The 17,177-nt window shown below is 40.7% G+C and carries 1 protein-coding gene; it reads right to left on the reverse strand.

Features of this window, described 5'->3' with window-relative positions:
• Positions 1-30 precede the first annotated feature (30 nt).
• Entirely contained in the window at positions 31-17,154 is a 17,124-nt protein-coding gene (locus tag PL9631_RS17610; RefSeq protein WP_156090613.1) for an SDR family NAD(P)-dependent oxidoreductase, read from the reverse strand.
• Between the last annotated feature and the right edge of the window lie 23 nt (positions 17,155-17,177).

Genomic DNA, 17,177 nt, shown 5'->3' on the forward strand with positions numbered 1-17,177 from the left:
CTTGATCACACAAAAATTATACCACGAGGGCTAGGTCAAAAGTCCATTTTCAGAATACAGGGTTTTACAAAAATCAAGAATCGTATCGCGTGACTTCTCTTCTGAGAACATGGTCATGTGACTGGACGAATTAATATCAATAATTTGCAGGTTCGGCAAGTTGTTTTCCCATTGCCGCGAAACGGCTGCCTGATCGGTAGCAAATTTTTCTCTATCCTGCGGTATCGCAAAATAATAGGGAGCCTGATCACCCAACATTGATCCGTTCTTGTTGCGGAAATAATAGCAATTTACCAAGTTTGGATCGGGCAGAGGCATAATAGTAAAGGGATCGGCTTGATAAAATTCATCAAGAGTTGTTGTATATTCGAGGTCGGCACGTATTTCTGTCTCTGCTTTCACTAATCCTCGTTTTTGAGCTAAGGCGATCAATTGACTTAAATATTTGTCGTCACTTAGGCTTGCATCCAGTTCATCTGAACGAATCAGCATTTCCTCCAAAGTTTTTTCTGAACGCTGCCATGCAGATAAGGCCAACACTCGATTCAAGGTAACCAGATAGTCTGTTTTGCGCGAGTATTTATTCTTGGCACCAGGGTTATTCTGTATCGTATCCACCATCACAATGGTGTTAACGCGCTCTCCCAGTTCCTGTAATTGACGGGTTGCTTCATAAGCTAACGCCCCACCCAGCGAATAGCCACCAAAATCGTAGGGTCCCTCCGGCTGTACGGATCGTATGGCATCAAGATAACGTTTCACCATAGGTTGAATATGAGAAGGGAGTGCGGTTTTGTTGATCCAACTCCAGGGCTGAATGCCATAGAACGGGCGCTGGCTTTTTTCCGCAACGGGCGCGTAAACCATAACTCCCGCGATCCCATGAAACCAGAATACAGGTCTTCCCTTGGTACTCGAATTAAGCTGGATTAGCTCTGGGAAAAGAATGTCATTTGACAAAGAGAAATCAGCTAATTGCTGATGTGTCGGCTCTGGCTCGATTTGCGGTATGTCTCTTTGCGATTTCAAATAGAGAAGCAAATCCCACGTTGTTTGGCATTCGAGCAACTGCGTTAAGTTAACGCGGGCATCGACTTTGGATTTTATTTGCTGGAAAATTTGCATAAACATAATAGAATCAACCCCATATTGAACCAGAGGGGTATTTAGATTTAATTCTTCTGCCGTCAGTCCTAAGATTAGAAGCATAATATCCACAAGTGCTGCCTCTCTGTTTTTGCCAGAGGGGCTTTGATCATCAAGGTTTTTAGAAACCGACTCTGTCTGAACCTTGAGATCAACTTGAGATGGAACGTTAACCTCAACTTTAGCCTCAACCCAACAGCTCCGTTTGGCGAAGGGATAGGTCGGCAGAGAAATCATAGAAACTTGTCCTTTTTTATGCAGTAACTGCCAGGGAATCTTACCTCCTTTAACCCAGTAAAGTGCGATTTTTTCCAGGTCATTTTCCGCTAAAAGCACTTTCATCATTGCCTCTCCGGATTTACCAGAAAGCAGATGCTTTATTTCTGAGTGATCCGCCTCCACATCGCCCATATACACCGGAATGGAGGTTTCTATCACAGCATTTTGTTCCAAGCAATTCAAAGCCTCCTTGATTCCCTGGAGCAATTCTTCTTGATTATTCACCAGAATCGCAATTCGATGGGTCATCGCCATACGCCCCACCTGGAGGGTATAAGCCATCTTCCTCAGAGAAAGTTGTGCATTGGATTCAACAAAATGGCTCATCTGTTGCAGCACCACCTGAAGACGATCGCGACTTTTTGCAGAGAAAACCATCAGATGGCGATCGCCAGGAAAATCAATATCAGACGATACCGGCTTATTACTGGGAGAAGGAATATATTCTTCGATAATCAAATGTGCATTGGAACCCCCGGCACCAAAGGAGCTAACCGTTGCGCGTCGGGGAAACTCCCGCTCCTGACCATCAATATTTAGTACTGGCCGCTGCCAAGGCTGAAGTTTTTGTTGCAGATAAAAAGGTGAGCCGTCGAAGCTTAAATTTGGATTCAGCGATTCTGCATTAATCGACGGTACAAGCTGTTGATGCTGAAGTTGTAAAATTACTTTTGTCAGTTGGGATATTCCAGAAGCCGCCTCTGCATGACCGATATTCGACTTTACCGAACCAATTGCACAAAAGCCCTGATCCTTAGTAAATTTTTGAAAAGCCTTATTGAGGGCACTGACCTCAATCGGATCTCCTAGCGGAGACCCATTGGCCGCCGCTTCAACATAAGTAATCGTCTGTGGATCGATGCCAGATTTACGGAAGTTATCTTCAAATAATTGGGCTTGGGAATTCGGGTTCGGCACATAAAATCCGTGAGTATGACCGCCATGATTTGTACTAATCGATTTAATGACAGCCAAAATGGAATCCTGATCTTCTATTGCATTGGTTATGGGCTTTAATAATACTGCACCCACCCCTTCTGCCGGAACATAACCATCATCCTTTCCAAAGCTGTTGCTGGTGTTTTGCCGACCAATTATTTGGCCCAGGCTCAAGCCAATGTATTTGTTCGGATGAATCGAAAGGTTCACGCCCCCCGCGATCGCCATCTGACATTCACCTTTAAGCAGACTGTCACAAGCCAACTTGATCGCAATTAATGAAGAGGAACACATCGTGTCAATCGCCATGCTGGGGCCATAGAAATCAAAAAAGTAAGACACACGATTGGCGATCGCGCTATAAGAAGACATCGAAAGAATTGATTGTATTACCGGGTCAGAAGCCAAAGCTTGATACTGCTGATGCGTAGCCCCGACATAAACCCCCACTTGATTTTCATGTTGCTTCTGTATTCTTTCCAGCGTATACCCCGAACGTTCCATAAGTTCCCAGACTATTTCCAGAAAAAGACGCTCATTGGGGTTCATTAACTGAGCTTCGTTAGGAGAAATATTAAAAAATAGGGCATCAAATTTGTCCACATCGTCTAAGAAACCGCCCCACTTGCTACGCATCTTGCCGGAGTGGGAAGGATCAAGATCAAAATACAAGTCATGATCCCAGCGACTTTTGGGAATTTCCGTAATACAGTTTTTGCCCTTCGATAAATTTTCCCAGAATGTTTCCAAGTCTGGAGACAGAGGATAACGTCCAGAAACACCAATAATGGCAATATCCTGCGTTTGTGCAACAGATAATGGCGATAAGCTTAGCCTATCAACCAAAAAGCGAGATTGTTGATTTGCCTTGGGACTGGCTTCATTGACGAAAGCCTCGCGACAATTATCAGGCACTTTTGTCTTATCTAGACTTAGTATTACTTTAAGTTTTTCTCTATAGGACGCGACAAAATACTGGTTTATTTCTTCAATCGTTGGATACTCAAAGAAGATGGTTTTCGATAAAGAGCCAAAAACTTGTTCCAACTCATTGGTTAATTGCATAATCACAATAGAATTAATGCCATAGACTTCCAGCAATTCGTCGTTTTGAATTCGATGAGCAGGTATCTTTAATATGGACGAGATTAGGTTTTTGAAATAATGAAGTGACCTTGCCTCTAACTCTTGTTCACCAAACTCATTTTCAGGAATGCCTTCCTGTCCAATATCAATCTGAGATGGTAACGATGAAAGATGTGTCTGCTGCAAAATTTGCAAGCGTTCCAGATCTCCCCGCAAAACCATAAGCTGGCTCTGTCCTGAAGAAAGACCTTGAATCAGGGCTTGAATTCCACACTCTGTCTCCATCACCACTAGCCCCGAATTTTGCAGCATGGCGTTTTCAGTCCACGGATCGATGTGCATACCACCATCTTTCCACAACGGCCAATTAATAGAAAACGTCTGTCCAGTACGTTCTTTTGTCGCCACCAAGTCATTCCGGTAATGGGCATAAGCATCCATAAACGCATTAGCGCAGGCATAATCCACCTGTCCCACGTTGCCGATACTGCCTGCGAGAGAGGAAAATAAAATGAAAAAATCGAGAGTTAACTCTTTAGTTGCCCGATCTAAATTAATTACGCCATCCACTTTAGGCGCAAGCACTGATTGAAACTCACTCGCTGTTTTCCTAATAATAAAATTATCTCGAATAATGCCAGCACTATGCAAAATGCCCTTAAGTGAACCTATATCATTTTCGATGTTTTTAATTAAGCGCTCTGTTTCCTGCTTCTGACTGATATCAACCTGCCGATAATATACCCTAGCACCTAAAGATTCCAGTTCTTTGATTTGCTTGTGTCGGCGCTCATCCAAGGTCGATCGTCCAGTCAGAATAAGAACAACCTTCCTTGTTTGCTGTGCAATATGTTTAGCAAAAATAAATCCCAGTCCGCCCAGTCCACCCGTAATCAGGTAAACACCGCCTTCCTGCCAGGGAATTGGAATAGCCTGCTCTGAAACTGAGAGTTCTTGCCACGAAATAATCTGGCGTTTTTCTTGCTGATAGCGGATAAAAGTGTCTTCAGGGCAATGGCTGTTTCGCTGAATTTTATCAATTAGACCTTCCTGGGTTTCACTCGCTTCCAATAGGATAACTTGCCCCAGAATTGCTGGGTTCTCCAAATGAGCCGTTCTGAGCAAACCTGTGAGCGCACTAAAGAGCGACATCTCTCCCGAAGAAGGTATCAGAATCTGGATAAATGTTACCCCTTTGTTTTTTTCGTAGATGACCCCTTTGATTTGCTCAAAGACCTGAACCGAAATTTCTTGAAAAGATTTTGCCAGTGTTTTTGTTTTAGTCGTCAAATGAATACAAGTTGCACCTTCTATTTGAGATTCAACTGACTGCTTGGAAAACCATTCCATCTCAAATAACATAACAATATGTTGAGCAAACTCAGAATGTATCTTTTCAGATAATGGTTTTTCTTGCCAAACTGGAAAGCCCATCCAAGTGCCAATGGCTTTGCTCTCCTGTATTGCCTTTTCGTCAATCAGAGGATGTGATTTTATAGCGTTTTTCTCTCCTGATATAGCCGAACTTTGACGGTTGGTATTAAGCACCTCTTCGATCCAGTATTTTTCTGGTTCAAAGGGATAGGTTGGCAGACTGACACGATCGGGTTTTGACTCACCATAAAGTTTGTACCAATCAACCTGCAATCCCTGACTCCAAAGCTCAACTAATTTGGCGAATTTTCGGCGTTGAATCCATTTTTCGATCGCCTCCTGAAGTTCATCATCGTCAGTAAATAAAGCTAATGATTTTTTATTTCCTTTCACCTGTCCGCGATACAGATCTTCAATCCCAGTTTCACGGGCAATAAAGCGACTAAGTTTTTGTTTGAGTTCATCTAAGGAATGAACAATTAAACCTAAACGTTCTTCCATTGCTTCACGCCCTATTTGAAGAGTATAGGCGATCTCACGCAGGGTTAAGTTGGCAGCTTGCTTTGAATTCAAGTAATCGGATAAATTTTGAGCAACACAGTAGAGACGATCTTCATTTTTTGCTGATAATGTAATGATTTGTGCTTCATTATTGCGATCGCATTCTCTCATCTCACTAACCCACTCTTCCTTCACATACTCTTCTACAATCAAGTGAGCATTCGCTCCACCAGCACCGAAAGAGGAAATTCCCGCTCTTCTGGGATATTCTTTAGTTTCACCCTCAATCTCGATCGTTGGTCTTTTCCATGTTGACAGTGTTTGCTGCAAAACAAAGGGGGTTTTGTCAAAATTAATATTAGTGTTTAATTCAGTAGCATGAAGACTTGGCACAATTTGCTTGTGTTTCAGTTGCAGAATAATTTTCGTTAGTCCTACAATACCTGCGGCTGCTTCCAGGTGTCCCAGATTAGATTTAACTGAACCTAATGCACAGAAATTGGTAGCGGTGGTATATTTTTGGAAGGCTTTGGTTAAACCACTGATTTCGATCGGATCGCCTAACTCGGTTCCCGTTCCATGTGCTTCAATATAACTGAGTGTGCGTGCGTCGATTCCAGCTTTATTCAAAGCTTCTTCGATTAATTCGGCTTGTGCATTTGGATTGGGTATTGTGTAACCATTGGTTTTTCCGCCATGATTCACACTTGAAGCACGAATGACTGCATAGATATTATCGCGATCGGCAATCGCTCGCTCAAGAGGCTTAAGCAATACCGCACCTACACCTTCACCTGGGACAAAGCCATTAGCGCCTTTGCCAAAGCTTTTACATTTCCCATCTGGTGAAAGCATATTAGCGGCACACAATTGAATATAAGAAGAAGGATGAAGATATAAATTAACGCCCCCAGCAATAGCCAACTCGCACTCCCGACGACGAATATGTTCGCAAGCTTCGTGAATAGCCGTTAACGAAGAAGAACACATTGTATCGATCGGTAAGCTTGGCCCCCGCAGATTTAAAATATAAGAAACACGATTAGCAACCGAGCTAAAAGATGTATGCGGGTAAACTATTTCGCCACGCTGCCATAGTTCTGGGCCATATAAGTTAAAACCTGTTTTGGTAATACCAACAAATACTCCGACTTGCTGTTGAAACTGATCTCGTAGTGTTTCTCTAGTGTAGCCTGCATCTTCGATCGCCTCCCAAGCAGTTTGCAAAAACAGACGTTCCTGCGGATCGATCCCAATAGCTTCACGAGGAGAAATCGAAAAGAACAGAGGATCGAAATCAGCAAAATTGGTAATAAAACTTCCCCATTTACTGTAACTTTTACCTTGAACAATAGCCTCTTCCAAATTTTCATGATAAAAGCCTTCCAATGACCAACGTTCTGGAGGAATTTCCGTCACACAATCTTTGCCTGAGAGTAAATTTTCCCAATAAGCTTGGGGTGTATTGGCTTGAGCATAGCGACCAGCTATACCAATAATTGCAATGGGTTCATATTGCCAAGGTGTCTGTATCTTTAAAGAAGATTCTGATGATATTTTAAACTCTGGAGTAACTTTAGATTCGGAGATAATTTTAGGTTTTGAAAGTATTGATTTATCAGTTGTAGAATCAACAGCCAAGCCAGTCCAGTTAATACATTTTTGTCTGTATTCGGTCATTAAATATTTTGCTAGTTCGCTGAGTGTCTGATGTTCATAAAGTAGAGTTTTGGAAATTTCACCAAAAATTGTTTCTAAACGAAGATTCATTTGAATAACAATCATTGAGTCAATTCCATAGTGTTCTAGAGGTTCTTCTGACTCGATGCGATCAACGGATAATTTAATAATGCTGCCAAAAAGAGTTTTACATTGGTGTAATGTTTTAGTTAATAGGTGGCGATCGTCGATCGCAAAATCTGAAGCTGAAGATTCATCATAACTAAGCTCTGTCGATGTAGCAAACAACCCTTGTCGAATTTTGGTCAGATTACCTGACAACACCATAACTTGATTTGGTTTTAAATTAAGTACACGCAGCAACGCATTTATGCCACTGTTAGTTTGCAAAGCTTCGATCCCTGTATTTTGTTCTAAGGCATTTAACTGCTGCTCATCCATACCCATACCGCCTTCTTTCCAGAAAGGCCAATTAATCGAAAGGCTTCGACCAAAACGTTTATTTGACGCACACAAAGTATGACGATAATGAGCATAAGCATCCATAAAAGCATTAGCAGCAGCATAGTCTGACTGACCAGCATTACCCAGCACTGCAACACCCGAAGAAAACAAGATAAAGAAATCCAGATTAATTTCCTGGGTAGCTCGATCTAAATACACCGTACCGCAAACTTTAGGTGCTAACACCTGTTGAAACTCTGCAACCGTTTTTTTAATAAAAAAATTGTCGCGAATAATCCCAGCAGAATGCAAAATCCCATCAAGTTTAGTGAAATCCCGTAAAATATTTTGGATCAAATCATCCACTTCTTTCGGTTGACTAATATCAGCTTGTCGATATTCAATTCGCGCACCTAATAGTTTTGCTTCTTGTTGCAGTAATTCTTGTTTTTTCTGACTTAACAAAGAGCGACCTGCCAAAATAATCGTTGAATTCTTAACAGAATGAGCAATTTCTTGAGCAAAAATCAAACCTAAGCCACCAGCGCCGCCAGTAATTAAATAGACTCCCCCTTCTTTCCAAGGTATGTAAGTAGCTTGCTGTTCTGAAATAGGAAGTTCTTTCCAAGAAATTACTTGACGTTGGGTAAGTCGGTATCTGATTTGTAAATCTTCTGGGAACTGACTATTTTCTTGGATTTGTTTAATTAATTGATCGTTTGTGTTGTGGCGATCGACTTCAATAACTTGCCCAATAATTTTGGGATTTTCCCAATGTGCAGTTTTCAGCAAAGCAGAAAGTCCTTGAAACAGACAACCAGTATCTTCAAAATCATCTGTTCCGTTACCTGGAATTACAATCTGTACTAATATTTTGCCTTTCGGTTGATTCTCTAAAATTTCTTGGAGATGCGTAAAAACCTGTTCGCAAATAGATTGATAGCGTAGCGCCAAATCTTGACTCTGAGATTGAAGTACACGACAAATGATATTTTGAGATAAATGGCTTTCTTCACCCGTAGGCACATCCATTTCACAGAATAGAATCAGGTGTTGACTATAATTTAGAGAAGCCAGATCGATTGAATCCGACTCGATCAAAGTCGCCTTTTCTTGCCAAACTGGGTAACACATCAATACCCCAAAAGTTTCATCAGCTTCAACTGGTGATTCTGACAATCTATCGGATTTAGCTTCATGTTGAATAGGTGTCGGAAGCCAGTAACTTTCACGCGCAAACGGATAGGTTGGCAAACTGATCCGCTTGGGTAAAGTTCCGGTGTAAAATTTATTCCAGTTCACAGAAAGTCCTTTGACCCAAAGCTTGAGGATTTTGTCAAATTTCCTGCCCTCAATCCATTTTGCCAGTATTTCCTGTAACTCATCATCAGACCCAAAAGTTTCTATAGTATCTTTGTTTCCTTTAGTGCTGCCTTCATATAAGTCTTGATTTTCTCCGCGATCGCTAATATAAACCGCCAGCTTTTCTTTAAGTTCCTCAATCGAAGAAACCACAAAACCTAAACGATATTCCATTTCCTCACGTCCGATTTGAAGCGTGTAGGCAATATCACTAAGACGTAATAGATTAGTTGAAGAAGAATTGTAGCTAGCAACGAGAAAGTTATCCAAATTACTAGCAATTTCAACCAAACATTGCTTATTCTTAGCTGATAAAATAATGGCTCTAGCTTCGCCGTTGTCTGGCTGTTTGGTGGCTGTCTGGCTAATATATTCTTCTAAAACTAAATGAACATTAGTACCGCCAATGCCAAAACTACTGACTCCGGCACGCCTGGGTATGGGGTTTTGTTCCGCATCCTGTAAAGCCGTCCAAGCTTGAGTATTTTTCGCTAAATAAAAGGGGCTGTCAGTTAATTGCAAATAAGGGTTTGGTTCTTGAAGATGACAATTACCGGGAATGATGCGATGTTTCATCATCAATAAAACTTTTAGAACACCGGAAATTCCCGCAGCGGCTTCCAAATGTCCGATATTAGTTTTCACGGAGCCCAGCGCACAATGGGGTTCTTTTGCGGGCTCACTTCCGTTTTGTTGATAAAGTTGGGCAAACGCGCCCTTGAGTCCGTTAAATTCGATCGGATCGCCAAGGGGAGTTCCCGTTCCGTGAGCTTCAATATAACTCACAGTTTCCGGGGCAATTCCTGCTTGGGTGTAGGCTGAAACTATTAATTCTTGCTGTGCTATTGGATTAGGTGCTGTGGGCGAAGTTGCCTTACCACCGTGATTTTCTGCCGAACCACGAATAATTCCGTAGATAGAATCATTGTCCTCTATGGCTTTTGCCAGGGGTTTTAACAAGATAGCGCCAACGCCCTCGCCTCTGACATAACCATTGGCACTTTTATCAAAGGTTTTGCAGCGTCCATCTTCACTTAACATACCGCTTTGAGCGGCTGCAATCACCAATTGAGGGTTAGCAATAATATTGACTCCTCCAGCTATAGCCATTTCACAACTTCCTTGGCGTAAGCTTTCGATCGCACGATGAATAGCCACTAAAGAACTAGAACAAGCTGTATCTATCGCCTCACTAGGCCCGCGAAAATTCAGTAAATACGAAACACGATTAGCCAGCATAAAGGGAAACATTCCATAATATTCTGGGGAATTTTCCTTCATTAGTGCTTGCTGCATTAAATCTTTATAGTCTGTGGTAGTGACTCCTACATAAACAGCAGTTTTGCTTCCAGACAGATCGCTCGCCCGATAACCTGCGTCTTCAATTGTCGCCCAAACTGTTTGCAAAAACAGCCGAAATTGCGGGTCTATTAACTCAGCTTCTACTGGGGAAATTCCAAAAAATAAAGGATCGAAGCGATCGACATCAGTAATAAAACCGCCCCATTTAACATTAGTTTTGCCGCTTTGATTCTGGCGATCTCCGTAGTAATCTCGCCAGTTCCAACGGTCTTCAGGTATTTCACTAATTAGATCGCGGTTAGCCTCTAAATTATGCCAAAACTCTGTCAGATTTTCTGCGCCCGGAAATTTGCCACTCATACCAATAATGGCAATAGGAGCAACTTTAGTTTGATTCTCTTGCGTCGAGATAGAATCAACGATTGTGATAGGTAAAGGTTCAAAACCTTGGTTTTTCTCTATTTGCTCTGGTGCGACTTGGGGTTGGCTGGGTAAAGCAGCTTTTTTTGAGAGTTTGTATTTTTTTAGTAAGGCTTCTTGATGATTTTCTATTAGTGAGTTGGTGAGCGATCGCAAACTTGAATACTCAAAAAACAGCGTTGGCATTAATTCCAAACCATAGGTTTCATTTAAATAATTAGTAAAACTTGTAAAGCTAATCGAATCAAAACCATAAACAAAAAACTCAGCGTCAATTTCAATTTCTTCCGGTTTAACTTTCTGTAAGCGACAGATAAATGCAGCCAGATCTTTATGCAATAATCCTGTTAGCCATGTTCGTTGACTTTGCTCATCCTGATTTGTCTGCTCAGAAAACTCTGATTTATCGACTTGAACTTGCTGTTGATTTTCTCTAGTTGATGATGACGATAATAAACGCGATCGAATTTTTTCAGTTTCGCCTTGAGCCACAAAAACCTGGTTAAACTCTGAAGCTAAAGCCCACTCATAAGCTTTTAACCCTGCATGAGTTTCTAATGCAATCATCCCAGTATTTTGCTGCATCAAAGTTTCAGTTTGTGCATCTACCCCCATGCCACCATCTTTCCACAAAGGCCAGTTTAGGGAAATAGTTTTACCAAAACGCTTTCCTTGCTGAACAAGGAGATTTCGCGCTTCAGCAAAGCTATCAAGAAAAGCATTTGCTGTGGCATAATCAGCTTGACCAATACTGCCAAAAACGCCTGCGATCGAAGAAAATAAAACTAAAAAATCAAGTTTTATATTTTGACAAACTTCATCTATCGCCAAAGTTCCTGCTACTTTAGGACGCAATACATTAATAAACTCTTCACTTGTTTTATTCACAATATAAGCATCTTGATTCAATCCAGCACTGTGAATAATGCCATTTAATTTGCCATACTTTTCTTGAATTTTTTGAATCAGATCTGCCACTGCTTTCTTATTGCTGATATCGCAACTTAGATAGCTAATTTCGAGATCCGCTTGTTGAAGTTCTTGCAATAGTTTTTCTTTAGCTGCATTCAATGGAGAACGTCCACTTAGAATCAGCTTCAAGCCTTTAATTTGACTAAAATATTTGACAAAAATTTGTCCTAAGCCGCCTAAGCCACCTGTAATCCAAACTACATCCCCTTCATGTAATAAATCTGTATTAAAAAGAGATTTTTCTTGGCTATTACTAAAGTCGGATACTTCGTTTAACTTTTTGGTTTTTCTGATTCCAGTTTGGGTATAGAATACTTCTACATCGGGTGTGTCTGCTTCGATTTCTGTTGCTACTAATTCAACAAAACTTTCTGTTTGATCGTTGATCGCATAACGAATTATTTTGCCTACTATTTTGGAATTTTCAAATCTCGCTGTTTTAAGTAAAGCAGCCAAACCTGCATAAAGATAAGTATGTTCATTTTCAGGCAAAAGTATAATTATTGGCTGAATCAGTTTAGGCTTTTGGACAATACAGCTTTTGATTTGCTGAAAAACTCGCAGAAAGTTCTCCTGAACTGTTTCGGCAATATCTGCATCCACTGATGTTAGGGTTTCAATGTTTGCTGTCGGCCATTTCTGGCGCAATAAGTTTTTGAGTTTTGAGTTTTCTTGAACAAGAATAAAGGTAGGAACATTTGTGTCTAAAGATGTTGCTTGCTTTGAGTATTGATAATCGGATAAAGCACTTTCTTGCCATTGAGTGCTGGCATAAATTACATTACGTTGTCCCAGATTTTTTTCAGTAATTGCCCGACCTTGTAATGCACCTTGAATGGTAGTGGTAAAGCCTTTAAATGAAACAATTATTTCCCCCTTTTCATCTATTAAGTCGATATCGTGTTTATTGGCAGAGTTCAAGCTTAGATATGCGTAAGCTTGTTCAGGTATTTCTTTATATATCCAAAGATTATCTAAGGCAAAAGGAAGAGGCAAATGTTCCGGCGATCGATTCAGTAAAGAAAAGAGAACACTTGTTAAGATTGCACCATTAGTCATGCTGGGATGAAGGACATAATCTTCTCTTCCTGATTTCAGATTATCGGGTAATTGAAGTAAGGCTATTGCTTCTTTTTCGTTGTGCCATAATTGTTTGATTGTTAGTAAACTAGAGCCGTGGGTAGATTGCAAAAGTCGATCGCAATCAGCAGTTTCTATCCTAGCTGAACAGCGAGAAAAAATATCCTGAATATTAAGTTTAGGGGGTATTGCTGGGGACAAAACCCGATCGACAACCAGTTGGCATTGAAAATGTATTTTTTCTTGAGAAGTCCGATCTTGTGTGGTGATAATCAAGGGAAGTCGATCGCCTTCTTGATGTAATTGAACAGATACATCTTGAACTTGCCCAGTAATAAAAAGAAGCTGACTCCAAACAATATTTTTGAGTCCAATAATTTTCTGTCCTGTGCTAATCTGACCAGCACTGCAAGCCATTTCGAGGTAAGCTGTACCTAGCATAACTTGTTGATGATCTCGAAGAAAAAATTCTTCTCCTGTGAATCGACTGACAAATCGATCGCCGACTTGTTGATGCAATAAGGGGTGCATTAATGTTTGTGGAGAACGGAAGATCCGAGAAGAAAAACCTCTCATCACTACACAAATTTTGCCGATATCATCGCATAAATCCAAATCAAATTTTTGAATCGGGCTATCTCCTTTATTCTGCTCAGAATAGCGTATCCAAACCCACATTGAAATACTACATTTCGCCTTTATTTCCAGCGTTTCCAAAGCATAAGGTAAAGAGGAATGTTGTTCTGTATCAGATGTCTGTATACCAAGAGCAAAACCGATCGCTGCTTGCAATGATGAATCCAGCATACTCGGATGAAGTGTAAACTGTTCGCGATCGTCCAAAACCGAGGAAGGCATTTTTAATTCTGCTAATATCTGATTATTACCAAAATGAATTGCTGCTATACCTTGATGTCCTTCCCGGTAATCAATACCCATAGTCATAAAAGCTTGATAGCATTGCTCTGGAGTGAAATGGTTTTGATTTGTTGTTTCTTGTAAATCTTCCAGATCCAGATAAGTTTCACTATCAGGTGTTTTTAAGATAGCAATACCTTGACAGTGCATGGTGCGACTTTGCTGATTAGGATAGTGTTTATCGTCAGTATAAATTTCAAAACCAACTTGTGAATTTTCTTTGGCAACCAAGCGGATATGAACCGTTTTTTCTGGATCATCAATAACTAGCGGTTGTTGCCAGATAATATTCTTGAGTTGTATGGCACCCAAATCATTAACTGAGGTGGCATTTTGCACCGCAACTCGTGCCATTTCCAGATAAGCAACACCAGGGAGAATTTTTTGACCTTGCACAAGATGATCGGCAAGGAAAAATTCTTCACCGCTAAAGGTAGAGGTAAATTTGTGTTCGTTGAGAGTAGAAGTATTACAGTGTAATAAGGGGTGAAGAGCAGTAAAAAGCGGAGTAGGTTTAACTTTTGTTGGTATCCAGTGACTTACTTTAGCAAAAGGGTAAGTTGGCAAGCTGACACGGGCAGGTTTTGGGAAATTTTTCTCCAACGCATAAAGGTTTTCCCAATTTAAATAAACTCCTTGAATCCATTCTTGTGCAAGTTTATCGAGTCTGCCTTCAAGCATCCACTGTTGTAAAATTGCCTCGCTATTCTCGCCTTGGCGAGCAGTTTTTTGCTGTTTAACTTGCTTATTCTGCCAACAATTTTCTTTAATGTTGTTACCTTTTAAGAAGGCTTTTAGGTTTTCAATTAGTTGCTGTTTGCGATCGACCAGAAAAATCAGCCTAGTTTCCATTGCTTTTCGACCTACTTGTAAAGTGTAGGCTATATCTCTAAGACTGGCTATTTTCTCTGCTGCAAAACCTTCAGATTGAGAGACTAAATAATCATAAAGCCTTTGGACAACTTCTCTAAGTCGTTCTTCATTTTTGGCAGACAAAGGAATCAGTACAGGTTCATTTTTCTCTGTTGTTTCTGTAGTTTGTGCGGAAATGACTTCGCTGGGTTCGGCAATGTATTCTTCCAGAATTATATGTGCATTTGATCCGGTTGCACCAAAGGAGCTTAAACTTGCGCGTCGTGGGTAGTTTGGGGGCTTTTCCCAGTGCTGGGTTTGATGTTGAATATAAAAGGGCGATGCTGGCAAATCAAGGTGAGGATTGATTTCTTGCGAGTGTAGTGAGGGAACCAGTGTTTTATAGTATAGTTGCAAAGCTACTTTGGTTAAACCACTAATGCCTGCGGCTGATTCTGTGTGACCAATATTGGATTTAACTGAGCCGATCGCACAAAATTGCCTATCATTAGTGTAAGTTTTAAAAGCCTTGGTTAAGCCCTGAATCTCGATCGGATCGCCCAGAGAAGTACCTGTGCCATGAGCTTCCACATAACTAATTGTTCGTGGGTTAATACCCGTTTTCTCTAAGCATTGTAGAATCATATCGCCCTGAGCTACTGGGTTTGGTACACTAATCCCAGACACTTTTCCCACATGATTAATCGTGCTGCCTTTAATGACAGCGTAAATATGATCCCGATCTTGGATAGCCTGTGCCAAAGGTTTCAAAACCACAGCACCTACCCCTTCACCTGAAACATAACCATCCCCACCCCTGCCGAAAGTCCGACAACGCCCATCGCTGGAATACATATCGAGTAAGCCATAAGTCATATATTTATTCGGGTGCAATGACAGGTTTACTCCTCCTGCGATCGCAATATCACTTTCCCCATGTCTAATACTTTCCAAAGCCAGGTGTAGGGAGGTGAGTGAGGATGAACATACGGTATCGATCACCATTGAGGGGCCGTGAAAGTCGCAAAAGTAGGAAACTCGGTTAGCGATCGACGCATAGTTCAAAGATAAAAGAAACTCCTCCCCACGCGCAATAGCTTCTGCACCGAGAAAAACATAATCTTTGTGCATCACACCAACAAACACACCAACACTTTGTCTACGATGTGCGTCTTGCTGGCGAGATACAAGAGTTTCCGGTGTATAGCCAGCATCTTCAATACATTCCCAGCAGGTTTGCAAAAACAGACGTTCCTGTGGATCTAGCACTTCGGCTTCTCGTGGAGAAATCCGAAAAAACTGGTGATCGAAGCAATCTGGGTTTTGAATAAATCCTCCCCATTTTGATATATTTTTACCGGATGGAGATTTGTATTTGGCAAATGTTTGCCAGTCCCATCGTTCTTTAGGTATTTCGCTAATACAATCTTTACCTGAAATTAAATTTTGCCAGAATTCATTAATATTATTTGCCCCAGGATAACGCCCCGCTATCCCAATAATGGCAATATCGCCCTCTTGTTTAGTTGGTGTTTTCGCAAAATTAGTAAGTAATAGATTATTATTCTCTTGGCTAGTAAGGTTTTGATTGATCAAATTTTCATTGATCAGGTAATCAGCTAGATCGGCGATGTTTGTATATTCAAATAATAAAGTAGGAATAAGTTTAACTCCAAACGTTTTCTCTAATGCTGTAACAACTTCTAGCAGCATTGCCGAATCTAAGCCTAGTTCATAATAACCAGCATCGCTATCTATTTCATCTGGAGAGCATCTTAAGTAAGGGGCAATAATCTCTTTTAGTAAGTTTTCTATACTTTCCCAAGTTTCAGATTTATCAAGCTGAGGTAAACTTAAATTTGATTGGGGATTGCTAGAGATTTCCTGATTTTGATTCAGCTTAGGTGTTGGAGAACTGTCTGATTTTTTGAGATTTGGATTAATAAAAGCGGCTTCTGGCACCAATTTATTAACAAATTTTTTCAATTCGGCAATTTTTTGACCAGATTCGTTAAAAAATTCCAGATCCATATAGATCATGTCTTTTTTTCTTAATACTGATGCCGTTTTAACCCTGACAATGCACTTTTGGCGAAACAAATCAGATGCACGGAAATTTTCATAAAATAATGGGAGAAATAAACGCTGTTCACCTTCAACCAATGCCGCAAATAAATTTGATGAAGCTACACTGCCACCATCCATAATAGTAGGATGAAATATAAATTCAGTATGAGTAGCAATTGCTTCTTTTGGCAGAGAAATTTCGACAATTTGTGCATCATCCAGCGTGTAAATTGTTCCTTCTGCCTTCATCATGCCTGAGTGAATCAGTTGTTGAGAACAACACTGTGCATAGATATCACACAAGCTGATTTGGGTTTTACTGGCGGACTGGAGAGCTTGAAAATCCAGATGTTCTTCAAAAATTGGCGCTGTGCTGTGATGATACATTTCCGCTTTTATATAAAGTTGCGGCTTTTGGGTTACACTGTCATTGTGTTGTTCTCGGTCTTGTAATGTGATCGACCACAGCCCCTTAGATACTTCATCTGCTTGTAACAAAAGCTTAATACTGCCACTTGTTCCAACTATCAAAGGACGATAAATAGACAAGTTACGAAGCTCCAATACCGCAAAATCATACCCCTGCTCCCGAAAAAACTGATACAGTAAATCAACATAAGCCAACCCTGGCAATAACGCCTGACCGTAAGCTAGATGGTTTTTAACAATGGGATGGTTTGCACTGATAGTAAATTCTTTTTTCACCTTATTTGCCTCGTTTCTTTTATCCATGTTTGTCAAAGTTGATGATCTAG

Origin of the sequence: Planktothrix paucivesiculata PCC 9631 (genome assembly GCF_900009265.2) — a bacterium.
Taxonomy (GTDB): domain Bacteria; phylum Cyanobacteriota; class Cyanobacteriia; order Cyanobacteriales; family Microcoleaceae; genus Planktothrix; species Planktothrix paucivesiculata.